A 13,295-nucleotide genomic window follows, 5' to 3' on the forward strand; every position below is an offset into this window, starting at 1 on the left:
GATCAAGAGGTTTGCGTCAGGAAATGGCCATTTCCTGACGCAAACCTCTTGATCAACCGTCGCGGGTGGTGGTGTGGTGGTGGCTGGGTGGGTGAGTGGGTGGGTGGGGTGGGGTCAGCCGACGATGGCGTCGCTGGGTGGGGTGAACTGGCGGGTGGGTTTGCCCTTCAGGGCGTCCCGCAGGGTCTCCGCGACCGCGTTGACCGGGATCTGCGACTGGCCGTCACCGACCGCGTTGAACGGGTTGTCCGGATCGGAGATGAAGCTCGCCGCCGCCAGCTCCGGCGTGTATCCCACGAACCAGGCCGACCGGGTGCTGTCCGTGGTACCGGTCTTGCCGGCGACCGGCCGTCCGACTGTGCCTCGCACGCTGTCCGCCGTCGACCAGCCGCCGCAGCTTCCCCGCGCCGGGGTGTCCCCGGTCGGGCAGCGGGCCGCGTCGGTGGCCGCCCGGGCGGCGTCGGCGGTCACCACCTGCCGGCAGCGCGGCTTGGCCACTTCCCGGCTGATGCCGGAGGCGGTCGTGTACATCGTCGGTGTGCCGTCCCGGTTGAAGATGCCCTGCACCGGCATCGCCTCGCAGTACCGGCCGTCCGCGGCCACCGTCGCGTAGGCGTTCGCCATCTCGAGCGGGGTCGCGTCGGAGACGCCCAGGGTGAACGCACCCCACTTCTTCACCTTGGACGGGGAGGCCTGCTCGCGGTCGACGTCGGTACGCCAGCGCAGCCCGAGCTGTTCGGCGAGGTGTACCGCCTTGTCCGCGCCGACCCGTTCCTCGAGCCAGACGAAGTACGTGTTGACGGACTTGCCGAAGCCGGACCACATGGTCTGCATGCCGGTCATCGCGCCGCTCGCGTTCGTCGGCGCCCACCCGTCGTAGATCGCCGACTGGTACCGGTGCGGCGCGTTGAACGAGGTGGACAGTGGCATCCCCTCGTTGAGGGCGGCCAGCATCGGGAACATCTTGAACGTGGATCCGGCCTGGTAGCCCGGCAGGTCACCGCCGCCGAGCAGCGGCGCCACCGTGTTCGGGTAGTTCGCCTTCACCTTCGGCCCGGCCTCCGGGTTCGAGCTCGGCGGGTTCTCGCTCAGGTCCAGCGAGTACGTCCGGTTCACCGCCATCGCCTTGACCCGTCCGGTTCCCGGTTCGCTGAGCACGATGCCGTTGGCGAACGGGCTGCCGGTGCCGGCCCCGAGGTTCTTCTCGGCCGCCTCCTGGATCTTCGGGTCGATGCTGAGCACGATCCGGTAGCCACCTCGGCGCAGCTTGTCCATCCGTTCCAGCCGGTTCTGCCCGAACGCGGGCTGAGCGCTCCACCAGTTCTTCAGGTAGTCGCAGATGAAGCCCCAGCTGTTGAACTTCTCCGGCACGGCGGCGCAGTCGTTCGGCGGGTTGGTGAGCTTGAGCCGGATCGGCTCGGCCTTGGCCGACGTGGCCGCGTCCGGGGAGAGGTAGCCCAGCTGGGACATCCGATCGAGGACGTAGTTGCGCCGCGCGGTGGCCTCCTTCTGGTCCGAGGTCGCCGGGTCGTACTGGCTCGGGGACTTGACCAGCCCGGCGAGTGTCGCCGCCTCGACCGGGGTGAGGTCCTTCGGGGTCTTGGAGAAGAAGATCTCGCTGGCCGCGTAGATGCCGTACGCGCGGTGCCCGAAGTACGCCGAGTTCAGGTAGCGCTCGATGATTTCTTCCTTGCTGAGTTCCTTCTCCAGGTCCAGCGCCAGCCGCATCTCCTTGATCTTGCGCAGGCTGGTCTGCTGGGTGGCCTCTTGGACCTCCTTGGGCGTCGTCGCGCTGTCCCGCAGCGCCATCCGGACGTACTGCATGGTCAGCGTGGACGCGCCCTGGGACACCCCGCTGGCGTGGGCGTTGGCCACGAAGGCCCGGACGACGCCCTTCGGGTCGACGCCCTTGTGCTGGTAGAAGCGCGAATCCTCGGCGGCCACGATGGCCTGCTGAATGTTCGGCGACATGTCCGACAGCTTCGTGTACTGCCGGTACTCCTCGTAGAACATCGTCAGCACGGTCTTGCCGTCCGGCGCGTAGAGGTACGAGGTCTCCGCCGGGAGGGCTTTGGCCAGCAGTCTGCTCTTGTGTTCCGTGGCGTGCGCGGTGGCCTTCGCGCCCAACCCGGTGACGGCGACGAGGGGATAGGCGAGGGCGGCGATCACGATGCCGGCGATGAGGCCGGCGCGGAGAAGAGGAACGGTACGACCAGCGGCAGCAAGGGGTCGGTTGCTCACACGGTCAAGCTATGACATTTCCGATTCAGAAATGAGAAGAATTCATAAACGCCCGTACGGCGAATGGGTGGTGACGCGGCCCACGCCGTGATCAGCTGTCCCACGCGTCGCCTTCCCGGCAGGATCGCGGACATGCGTGGTCAGCCGAGCGGGACAGTCCCGGGCGTCGAAGTCCCATTCCGCGCCGGCGAGCCGGCCCGCCCCGGCGTCGTCGACCCGGCCGCTCACCCCGAGCACGACCTCGGTCACCACGGCGACGTGGAGGTGGGGGAGGGGCTGGTGGACCTCGCGGTCAACGTCCGGCGGGCGCCGCTGCCGCCGTGGCTCGCCGGACCGATCACCGAGTCGCTGGCCGACCTCGCCAGCTATCCGGACTCCGAGCCGGCCCGGGCCGCGGTCGCCGCCCGGCACCACCGCGACCCGGACGAGGTGCTGCTCACCGCCGGCGCCGCCGAGGGGTTCGTGCTGATCGCCCAGGCGCTGCGCGGCGTACACCGCCCGGTGGTGGTACATCCGCAGTTCACCGAACCGGAGGCGGCGCTACGGGCGGCCGGGCACCAGGCCGAACGGGTCCTGCTCGACGCCGCCGACGGCTTCCGGCTGGACCCGGCCCGGGTTCCCGCCGACGCCGACCTCGTCATGATCGGCAACCCGACCAATCCCACCTCCGTGCTGCATCCGGCGGGGGACCTCGCCGCGCTGGCCAGGCCGGGACGGGTGCTGGTGGTCGACGAGGCCTTCGCCGACACGACCGCCGCCCCCGGCCGGCCCGGCGAGCCCGAGTCGCTCGCCGCCCGCCGGGACCTGCCGGGTCTGCTTGTGGTGCGCAGCCTCACCAAGACGTGGGGACTGGCCGGGCTCCGGATCGGCTACCTGCTCGGCGCGCCGGAGCTCCTGGCCCGGCTCGCCGCCGTACAGCCGCTCTGGCCGGTCTCCTCGCCCGCGCTGGCTGCGGCCGCCGCCTGCGCCGGCCCCGTCGCCGTCGAGGCCGAGCGCGCCATCGCCGCGCAGCTCACCGCCGACCGCGACCACCTGGTCGCACGCCTCGCCGACCTGCCGGGCGTACGCGTCGCCGGCCGACCGGCGAGCGCGTTCGTGCTGATCCACCTGCCGGACGCCGCGGCGGTCCGGGTCAGACTGCGCGAGCGCGGTTGGGCGGTACGTCGGGGCGACACCTTCCCCGGTCTCGGGCCCGACTGGCTGCGGGTGGCCGTCCGGGACCGGGCCACCACCGACGCTTTCACCCGGGTACTGGGCGAGATTCTGGAGGCATGATGCTGGAGAGCACGATCGCGGCGATCGAGCCGCTGGACGAGGCCGCCATGGCCGAGGCTCATGAGCTGCACGGGCGGCTCACGAAGCCGGCCGGTTCGCTCGGCGCCCTGGAGGAGCTGTCGGTACGCCTCGCCGGCCTCGCCGGCGGCTGTCCGCCCCCGCTGCCCGCCGCTCCCGCTGTGGCGATCTTCGCGGGCGACCACGGCGTGCACGCCCAGGGGGTGAGCCCCTGGCCGCAGGAGGTGACCGCCCAGATGATCGCCAACTTCCTGGCCGGCGGCGCGGTCGTCAACGCGTTCGCCCGACAGGCGGGCGCCACGGTCACCGTCGTCGACGTCGGCGTGGCCACCCCGATTCCCGGTGCGCCCGCCGACCCGGTTTCCGGCGCTGCGGCGGTCCCGTTCGACCCGGTCGCGCCCCGGTTGGTCGGCGCCACCGTCCGGCAGGGCACGCGGGACTTCACGGTGACCGCCGCCCTCACCCGGGACGAGGCCCGGGCCGGCGTGGAAGTGGGTATCCGGGTCGCCGGCGAGCTGATCGGGGCCGGTGCCGACATCCTCCTCACCGGTGACATGGGCATCGGAAACACCACTCCGGCCGCCGCGCTCATCGCGGCCTTCACCGGCGTCGACGCGGCCGAGGCGACGGGGCGGGGCACCGGTGTGGACGACCCGACGTACCGGCGGAAGGTCGAGGTGGTGCGGACCGCACTTCACCGGCACCGGCCGGACCCCGGTGACCCGCTGGGTGTGCTGGCCGCGGTCGGTGGCCTGGAGCACGCCGCACTGGCCGGGCTGATCCTCGGCGCCGCCGCGCGGCGGGTCCCGGTGCTGTTGGATGGGGTGATCGCCGGCTCCGCCGCGCTCGCCGCCGCGGCGTTCGCCCCGGACGCGGTGGGCGCGATGGTCGCCGGGCACCGTTCGGCCGAGCCCGGCGCCACGCTCGCGCTGCGGCGACTCGGCCTCGAACCGCTGATCGACCTCGGGCTGCGCCTCGGTGAGGGCACCGGCGCGCTGCTGGCCCTGCCGGTGGTCACCGGCGCGGTCCGGGTGCTGCACGAGGTGGCCACGTTCGACTCCGCGGGCGTGGCCGAGAAGTGAGCGGGTGGAGCGAGCCGGGCCGGCGGTCCGGCGACGTGGCCCCTCGCACGGCGGGGGCGGCGGCGTGAGCGAGGCGCCGTACCCGCTCGGGCTGCGGCTGGCCGGGCTGCGGGTGGTAGTGGTGGGCGGCGGGTCGGTCGCCACCCGGCGGGTGCCGGCGCTGTTGAACGCCGGCGCGGACGTGCTGCTGGTCGCCCCGGAGCTGACCCCGGCCCTGCGCGCGCACGTCGACGCCGGCCGGCTGCGCTGGGTGCAGCGCCGGTTCACCCCCGCCGACCTCGACGGGGCCTGGCTGGTCCAGGTCGCGATCGACGATCCGCTCGCCGCGGCCTCGGTCAGTGCCGCCGCGGGGCAGCGGCGGATCTTCTGCGTGCGCGCCGACGACCGGGCTGCCGCGACCGCCTGGACACCTGCGGTGACCCGGCACGGTCCGGTGACCGTGGCGGTGTTCGGCGGCGGCGATCCGCGCCGGGCGATGGTCGTCCGGGACGCGGTGCGCGACCTGCTGGCGGCGGGAGGACCACTGCCGACCGACCCGGTGGGCTCCCGGGGCCCGGAGGCCGTCCCGGGCGGGCGGGTGGCCCTGGTCGGCGCCGGGCCGGGAGATCCTGAGCTGATCACGGTGAAGGGGCTGCGGCTGCTCACCGAGGCGGAGGTGGTGGTCGCCGACCGGCTGGTGCCCGGGCTGCTCCTGGACGAGCTGCGGGCCGACGTGGAGCTGGTCGACGCCTCCAAGATCCCGTACGGGCCGGCCCGTACCCAGGAGGAGATCAACCGGATCATCGTCGACCGGGCGTCGGCGGGGCGGTTCGTCGTACGGCTCAAGGGCGGCGACCCGTACGTCTTCGGCCGGGGTGGCGAGGAGCTGCTGGCCTGTGCGGCGGCCGGCGTGCCGGTGACCGTGGTGCCCGGGGTGACCAGCGCGGTCGCGGTGCCGGCGGTGGCCGGCGTGCCGGTCACCCACCGGGCGGTGGCCCACGAGTTCACGGTGGTGTCCGGGCATGTGGCGCCGGACTCGCCGGCCTCGCTGGTGCGCTGGGACGCGCTCGCCGCGCTCCGCGGCACGCTGGTGATCCTGATGGGGTTGAAGAACCTGGCCGCGATCTCCGCGACCCTGGTCGCGCACGGCCGCCCCGCCCAGACCCCCGTCGCCGTCGTGCAGGAGGGCACCACGGGCGCACAGCGGACGATCCGCTCGACCCTCGGCGCGGTCGCCGCCGACGTCACGGCCGCCGATCTGCGTCCACCCGCCGTGGTGGTCGTCGGCGACGTGGTGACCGCCCTGACCCCCTGAGCCTCGACCAGCTCCACCTCCGCCCGCCGGGCGGGTGGCGATCCTGAAGTTGTGGTCGCGGCACGCCGACCCGAGCGGCGACAACCTCATGATCGACGTCAGGTGTGGAACGGCGGCCGGAGGACACGTCCTCCGGCCGCCGTTCCTTGCTGCTCGGGTTACTGCTTGAGCATGTTGTCCAGCAGCAGAGCGCAGCGGATCAGCCCGAGGTGGCTGTACGCCTGCGGGTGGTTGCCCAGACCACGCTCGGCGAGCGGGTCGTACTGCTCGGGGAGCAGACCCGTCGGACCGGCGGTGTCGATCATCTGGGTGAAGAGCTCCTCGGCATCGGTGCGCCGACCGGTGCGCAGGTACGCCTCGATGAGCCACGCCGTGCAGATGTGGAAGCCGCCCTCCCGGCCGGGCAGGCCGTCGTCCCAGTGGTAGCGGTAGACCACCGGGCCGCTGCGCAGGTCGGCCTCGATCTTGAGCACGGTGGAGAGGAAGCGCGGGTCGTCGCCCGGGAGCAGGCCGGAGAGGCCGATCCAGAGTGAGGAGGCGTCCATGTCCTCGTCGCCGTACGCGACGCTGTACGCCTCGGCGTGCTCGTGCCAGCCGTACTCCAGCACGTTGGCGGCGATCCGGTCGCGCAGGTCCACCCACTCCGGGCGGTCCTCGCCGCCGTGCTGCCGTACGACGTGCAGCGCCCGGTCCACGGTCATCCAGCACATCACCTTCGAGAAGATGTGGTGCCGCGGTGGGAGGCGGGCCTCCCAGATGCCGTGGTCGGGCTCGTGCCAGCGGCGGCTGACCGCCTCGACCATCGACTCCAGCACCCGCCACTCCGTCTCCCGGACCGAGCCGCGCAGGTCGGCCACGGCGGCGATCAGATCGGCGACCGGGCCGAAGACGTCCAGCTGGAGCTGGTGGTTGGCGAGGTTGCCGACGCGTACCGGCCGGGAGCCGGCGTAGCCGGGCAGGGTGTCGATGACCGCCTCGGCGCCCAGCTCGTACCCGTCCACGGTGTAGAGCGGGTGCAGTCGCTCGGGGTGCCCGCCGGTGCGTTCGACGACGCCGTCGATCCAGCGCAGCAACCCCTCGGCCTCCTCGGTGGAACCGAGGTCGACCAGCGACCGGGCGCTCAGCGCGGCGTCCCGCAGCCAGCAGTAGCGGTAGTCCCAGTTGCGTACGCCGCCCAGCTCCTCGGGGAGCGAGGTGGTCGCGGCGGCCAGGATCGAGCCGCTGGGCTCGTGGCAGAGACCGCGCAACGTGAGGGCGCTGCGGACGACGAGGTCACGGGCGGTGCTGGGCAGCCGGAGCGTCGACACCCAGTCCTTCCACGGCTGCTCGGCCGCGGCCTGCCGCTCGTGGATCGACAGCCGGTGGTGCTCCAGGCTCTGCGTGCCGAAGCGCATCTCCAGCACGACCTGCCCGCCGGTGGCGCGGAGGTCGACGACCGCCTTGGCGCTCTCGTAGACGCCGTCGCTGGTGATCTCCCACTCGACGCCGGGGGAGTAGAGCGCGATCGGCTCGTTGGAGCCGAGCACCAGCAGGCCGTCGTCGAGCGGTTGCAGCTGCACGGCCACCTGGCCGAACTCGGGCCGGGGAGCGAACTCGATCCGCGTACGCGCGGTGCCGCTGAGGACCCGGATCAGCGTCGAGTCCCCACCCATGACGGCCGGCCCGTCCGGCGTGGTCTCGCTGGCGGGCGTGTCCAGCCAGTCGGTGACGGTCAGGCCGGACCAGCGGGTCTCCACGGTCATGGTGCCGGGACGGTAGCGCTGGCCCAGCGGGATGCCGCCCCGCTCGGGTGAGACGGTGAAGTGCCCGGCGGGGCTGCCACCGACCAGGTCGGCGAAGATCGCCGCCGAGTCCGGCTTCGGGTGGCAGAGCCAAGTGATCTTCGCCTCCGGCGTGACCAGCCCGAGGGTACGACCGTTGGCCAGCATCGAGTGCCGCTCGATCGGCACCGCCCGCTCGCCGAAGAGCCAGTGCCGGCGGGTCTCCAGCAGCAGGCCGAGGGCGCGGGCGGCCTCGAGCGGCTCGGCGACCCGGTACTGGGCCTGGGTCTCGCCGGGGCCGATCTTGATGCCGACGTCCGGGCCGTGCAGGTTGCCGAACGCGTTCTCGTCGGTGACGTCGTCGCCGATGAAGAGCACCGCGCTGGCGGAGAGCTGGGTGCGCAGCTGGTCGACCGCGGTGCCCTTGTGGGTGGCGACCACGGAGAGCTCGATGACCTCCTTGCCCTGGGTGACGGTGACGCCGTCCCAGGTCGCGGGGCCGCTGCGGACCGCCTCGATGGCGGCCGCGGCGATCTGCGGGTCCAGCCCGCGGGTGTGCACGGCGACGCTCGCCGGCTTGCGCTCCAGCCGTACGCCCGGGTGGGCCGCGGCGACCTCGCGCAGCGCGTCCCGCAGCCGGCTGCGGATCTCGATCAGCTCGGGCGAGAGACGTTCGACGAAGCCGATGTCGAACTCGGAGCCGTGGCTGCCGACCAGGTGCACCTCGCTGGGCAGCCGGGACAGCGCGGCCAGGTCACGCAGGGCCCGACCGGAGACCACGGCCACGGTGGTCTGCGGCATCGCGGCCAGCGCGCGGATCGCGGCCACCGATTCGGGCAGGGGTACGGCCTTGCTCGGGTCCTCGACGATCGGCGCCAGGGTGCCGTCGTAGTCACAGGCGATCAGGAGCTGCGGCACCCGGGCGATCCGGCCGATCGCGGTGCGCAGCTCCGGGTCCATGACGTCGGTGGCGACGCCACCGGGCAGAGTGGTGCTCACGCGGCCTCCGCCTCGGGAGCACCGAGCTCGGTGAGGAAGGACTGGGCCCAGTGGCCCACATCGTTGGTACGCAGATGGCGTTGCATCGTCCGCATACGGCGGCGTGCCTCCGGCTTCTCGACATGCACGGCCCGCAGCAGGGCATCCTTGACCGCGTCGGGGTCGTGCGGGTTGCACAGGAACGCCTGGCGCAGCTCGGTCGCTGCCCCGGCGAACTCGCTGAGCACGAGGGCGCCGCCCTGGTCGGCGCGCGATGCCACGTACTCCTTGGCCACCAGATTCATTCCGTCTCGCAGCGGGGTCACCATCATGACGTCGGCAGCGACGTACATCGCGGCGAGTTCGCTGCGACTGTACGACTGATGGAGATAATGCACCGCGGGCACACCCACCCTGCCGAATTCGCCATTTATCCGACCTACTTCGCGCTCGACCTTGACGCGGAGCGCCTGGTAGTGCTCGACGCGCTCCCGGCTCGGCGTGGCGACCTGCACCATGACCGCGTCCGGGACACTCAGTTTCCCGTCGGCCAGCAGTTCCCGGAAGGCCTTCAGGCGCAGTTCGATGCCCTTGGTGTAGTCCAGCCGGTCCACGCCCAGAATGATCGTCCGGGGGTTGCCGAGTTCCTCCCGGATCTCCTTGGCTCGGGCCTGGACCGCCGGGTCGGCGGCCATCCGCTCCATCTCCCGGGTGTCGATCGAGATGGGGAACGCCCCGGCCTTCACCTGCCGGCCGTCGACCTGGATCATCTGGCCCTCGTAGCGCAGCCCGAGCAGGTGCCGGGCCAGCCGGACGAAGTTCTGGGCGGCCAGCCGCTGCTGGAACCCGACCAGGTCGGCGCCGAGCAGCCCGCGCAGGATCTCGGTGCGGAACGGCATCTGCATGAACAATTCGATGGGCGGGAACGGAATGTGCAGGAAGAAGCCGATGCGCAGATCCGGCCGCAGCTCGCGGAGCATCGCGGGGACCAGCTGGAGCTGGTAGTCCTGCACCCAGACCGTCGCGCCCTCGGCCGCGACGTCCGCCGCGGCCTCCGCGAACCGGGCGTTGACCAGGCGGTACGTCTCACGCCAGCGACGCTTGTAGACCGGCGTCTCCACGGCGTCGTGGTAGAGCGGCCAGATCGTCGCGTTGGACTGGCCCTCGTAGTAGCGCTCGAGCTCCTCGGCGCTCAGCGGCACCGGGTGCAGGTGGAGGCCCTCCAGGTCGAACGGCTCCGGGGCGGCGCCGGTGCCGCCGGCCCAGCCGACCCAGGTGCCCTGGTGCTCGGCGAGGACGGGGTGCAGGGCGGTCACCAGACCGCCCGGGCTGCGCCGCCACTGCCGCCCCTCGGGTGTGCTCACCTCGTCGACCGGCAGGCGGTTCGCCACTACGACAAAGGAGCTGCGGACGGTCACGTTCGGCCACCTCCGGTGCTGGGCGGATCAACCGCATGGGCGTACTGAGCGTAGCTGCGAGGTCTGGGAGACCGTGCCGGAGTTCCCTACCCTCGCCACGCTCGCCGAATCCCGCCGGTGATCTTGCCAACAGCCGCGCTCCCGCCCGACGCCGGGGCGGCCGTCGGGTCGGAGCAGCCGCGACGCGGCGGTGGGCCCGGGCGGGGTGATGTGGGCGCGGCGTCGAATACCTGTCAGGATTGACGATGGCGTGCGGCCGGCCCGGCCGGCGGCTGCGGCGGCATCCGCCGCCCGTGCCCTCGCCCGCCGGCTCCCAGTCGAAACCTACGGAGGTAGTCCGCACCGTGGCCCAGTTCATCTACGTCCTGGAAAAGGCGCGCAAGGCGCACGGCGACAAGGTCGTGCTGGACAACGTGACGCTGAACTTCCTGCCGGGGGCCAAGATCGGTGTGGTCGGGCCGAACGGCGCCGGTAAGTCCAGCCTTCTCAAGATCATGGCAGGGCTTGACCGGCCGAGCAACGGCGAGGCGCGGCTGATGCCCGGCTTCACCGTCGGCATGCTCGCCCAGGAGCCCCCGCTCAACGACGCCAAGACCGTCCTCGGAAACGTCGAGGAGGCGGTCGCCGAGACCAAGGCCAAGCTGGAGCGGTTCAACAAGATCGCCGAGCAGATGGCCACCGACTACTCCGACGAGCTGATGGCGGAGATGGGCAAGCTCCAGGAGGAGCTGGACCACCTCGACGCCTGGGACATCGACTCCAAGCTCGAACTGGCGATGGACGCGCTGCGCTGCCCGCCGCCGGACGCCGACGTGACCCAGCTCTCCGGTGGTGAGCGCCGGCGGGTGGCGCTCTGCAAGCTGCTGCTGGAGGCCCCCGACCTGCTGCTGCTCGACGAGCCCACCAACCACCTGGACGCGGAGAGCGTCCAGTGGCTGGAGCAGCACCTGGCCAAGTACGCAGGCACAGTGATCGCGATCACCCACGACCGGTACTTCCTGGACAACGTGGCCAACTGGATCCTCGAGCTGGACCGCGGCCGGGCGTACCCGTACGAGGGCAACTACTCCACCTACCTGGAGAAGAAGGCCGCCCGGCTGGCCGTCGAGGGTCGCCGCGACGCCAAGATGAAGAAGCGCCTCTCCGACGAGCTGGAGTGGGTCCGCTCCAACGCCAAGGCCCGGCAGACCAAGTCCAAGGCCCGCCTGGACCGCTACGACGAGATGGCCGCCGAGGCGGAGAAGACCCGGAAGCTGGACTTCGAGGAGATCCAGATCCCGCCGGGCCCGCGCCTGGGCAGCACGGTCATCGAGGCGCACACCCTTCGCAAGGGCTTCGGAGACCGGCTGCTGATCGACAACCTGTCGTTCTCGCTGCCGCGCAACGGCATCGTCGGCATCATCGGCCCGAACGGCGTCGGCAAGACCACCCTGTTCAAGACCATCGTCGGGCTGGAGCAGCCGACCGACGGCGACGTCAACGTCGGCCCCACCGTCTCGCTGTCGTACGTCGACCAGAACCGGCAGGGCCTCGACGGCGACAAGACCGTCTGGGAGGTCGTCTCCGACGGGCTGGACCACCTTATGGTGGGCAAGGTCGAGATGCCGTCCCGGGCGTACATCGCCGCGTTCGGCTTCAAGGGTCCGGACCAGCAGAAGCCGACCAAGGTGCTCTCCGGCGGCGAGCGGAACCGGCTCAACCTGGCGCTGACCCTCAAGATCGGCGGCAACGTGATCCTGCTCGACGAGCCGACGAACGACCTGGACGTGGAGACCCTCTCCAGCCTGGAGAACGCGCTGCTGGAGTTCCCCGGCTGCGCCGTGGTCATCTCGCACGACCGGATGTTCCTCGACCGGGTCGCCACGCACATCCTGGCCTGGGAGGGCGACGACCAGAACCCGGCGAAGTGGTTCTGGTTCGAGGGCAACTTCGAGGCGTACGAGAAGAACAAGATCGACCGGCTCGGGGCCGAGGCGGCGCGGCCGCACCGGGTGACGTACCGCAAGCTGACGCGCGACTGAGCATGGCTGACCGGTTCGTCTACCACTGCGCCCTGCGCTGGTCCGATCTCGACGCCTACGGGCACGTCAACAACTCGCGCTTCCTCACCCTGTACGAGGAGGCGCGGGTGGCGTTGATGTTCGCCGGTGCCCGGGCGTGGGGGGTGGACTCGTTCGCGGCGGGCGTGGTGATTCGCCGGCACGAGGTGGACTACCTGCGCCCGGTCGACTACTCCCTCGACCGGGGCACCGCCGAGGCCGCGCCGACCGTACGCGTCGAGCTGTGGGTGGAGGAGATCCGGCCCTCCCGGTTCACCGTCGCCTACGAGCTCTACGACGGCGAGGTGCTGGCCGGCCGGGCCCGCTCGGTGCTGGTGCCGTTCGACCTGAGCCGGCAGGTGCCGCGCCGGATCACCGAGCGGGAGCGGGAGTTCCTGCTGAACCACGCCCCGTCGGGCGGGTCCGCATGACCCGCCCGGAGGCGGCGACCGGGGTCGGTGCCGCGCACGGCGCTCCGGCGGCGCGGGCGGTGGCGCCGAGCGGCGGTCACGGCATCGTCGGGCTGACCGACGCCGGGGCGTTCCTTTCCCGGTTGGTCCGGCTGGACCGGTCCGCGCCGGTCCGACTCCGGCCGGTCGGGGCGGACCGGATCGCGCTCTGGGCCCGCCTGCCGTGGCAGGTGCTGGTGGTGCGGACCGTCGCTGGTCCGGGTGCCGGCGACGTGGCGGTCGGCGCCGCCGATCTGCTCGCGGAGTTGGAACGCGCCGGCTCGGCGCTGCCGCCCCGCCGGGACGCGCAGTGGCGGTGGCCGCTGCCTCCGGCCGCGAGCCGTCCGGTGGAGGTCCTGCCCGCCGACGAGGTGTGGCGGATCGCGCAGACGGCCGCGGGCACCCTGCGTACGGCGAGCGAGCAGGGCGTGGGCGGCCGGGCGGTGGGGCAGCGGGCCCTGCGTGACGCCCTGCTCGACCACGTGGCCGTGGTGGTGACCCCGGAGGACCCGCCGGGCCCGGCCGTGGAGGTGCCGCAGCGACTGGTGCAGGGGCTCGTCCGGATGGGCTTTCTGGGCACGCCGGGGCGGCCCGGACCGGTGGCCGGCGTGCAGGTGCGTGTCGCGGGCCGATGGGTCGGATTGGTAGGACCGTACGGATCTGCTTGGTTGCAGAAGGGCACGGATCTTGCCGTGACGTCCCTCACGCCTCGTCCGAACGGATGACCTGCGTTCATCCTTC

9 protein-coding genes are annotated in these 13,295 nt (G+C 72.1%); 6 read left to right on the forward strand and 3 right to left on the reverse strand.

Features of this window, described 5'->3' with window-relative positions:
• Positions 1-114 precede the first annotated feature (114 nt).
• Positions 115-2,241 carry a transglycosylase domain-containing protein gene (locus ABZS42_RS29470; RefSeq protein ID WP_355150796.1) on the reverse strand — a complete coding sequence of 709 codons (2,127 nt, stop codon included), beginning with the start codon at positions 2,239-2,241 and terminating at the stop codon, positions 115-117.
• Between the two features lie 132 nt (positions 2,242-2,373).
• Here ABZS42_RS29470 and cobC point away from each other — a divergent pair, with 132 nt between their 5' ends.
• The 3 genes from cobC to cobA all read left to right on the forward strand — a co-directional run bounded on the left by cobC (position 2,374) and on the right by cobA (position 5,910).
• Entirely contained in the window at positions 2,374-3,516 is a 1,143-nt protein-coding gene (gene cobC / locus ABZS42_RS29475) for an Rv2231c family pyridoxal phosphate-dependent protein CobC (protein WP_355150798.1), read from the forward strand.
• The gene (gene cobT / locus ABZS42_RS29480; protein WP_355150845.1) at positions 3,516-4,616 is read left to right on the forward strand and encodes a nicotinate-nucleotide--dimethylbenzimidazole phosphoribosyltransferase; all 1,101 of its coding nucleotides are present in this window, start codon (positions 3,516-3,518) and stop codon (positions 4,614-4,616) included. The genes cobC and cobT overlap by 1 nt, the downstream gene beginning before the upstream one ends.
• A gap of 64 nt (positions 4,617-4,680) precedes the next feature.
• A complete protein-coding gene (gene cobA, locus ABZS42_RS29485) occupies positions 4,681-5,910 on the forward strand; it encodes a uroporphyrinogen-III C-methyltransferase (protein WP_355150800.1) in 1,230 nt (409 codons plus the stop codon).
• 158 nt (positions 5,911-6,068) lie between these two features.
• Here the strand turns inward: cobA and otsB are convergent, their stop codons facing one another.
• Positions 6,069-8,630 carry a trehalose-phosphatase gene (gene otsB, locus ABZS42_RS29490; protein ID WP_355150847.1) on the reverse strand — a complete coding sequence of 854 codons (2,562 nt, stop codon included), beginning with the start codon at positions 8,628-8,630 and terminating at the stop codon, positions 6,069-6,071.
• 35 nt (positions 8,631-8,665) lie between these two features.
• Positions 8,666-10,066, reverse strand: coding sequence for a trehalose-6-phosphate synthase (locus ABZS42_RS29495; protein WP_355150802.1), 1,401 nt, complete (start codon positions 10,064-10,066; stop codon positions 8,666-8,668).
• A 344-nt stretch (positions 10,067-10,410) separates the two neighbouring features.
• Between ABZS42_RS29495 and ettA the strand changes: the two genes are divergently transcribed.
• The 3 genes from ettA to ABZS42_RS29510 are packed head-to-tail and all read left to right on the forward strand — an operon-like array spanning position 10,411 to position 13,279.
• On the forward strand, positions 10,411-12,087 hold the full coding sequence (gene ettA / locus ABZS42_RS29500; protein ID WP_355150804.1) for an energy-dependent translational throttle protein EttA: 1,677 nt from the start codon (positions 10,411-10,413) through the stop codon (positions 12,085-12,087).
• A 2-nt stretch (positions 12,088-12,089) separates the two neighbouring features.
• A complete protein-coding gene (locus ABZS42_RS29505; protein WP_355150806.1) occupies positions 12,090-12,536 on the forward strand; it encodes a thioesterase family protein in 447 nt (148 codons plus the stop codon).
• Positions 12,533-13,279, forward strand: a complete 747-nt coding sequence (locus tag ABZS42_RS29510) for a hypothetical protein (RefSeq protein ID WP_355150808.1) — start codon at positions 12,533-12,535, stop codon at positions 13,277-13,279. Before ABZS42_RS29505 ends, ABZS42_RS29510 begins: the two co-directional genes overlap by 4 nt.
• Positions 13,280-13,295: the final 16 nt, after the last annotated feature.

It is taken from the genome of Micromonospora sp. NPDC005367 (assembly GCF_040606825.1).
Classification (GTDB): domain Bacteria; phylum Actinomycetota; class Actinomycetes; order Mycobacteriales; family Micromonosporaceae; genus Micromonospora.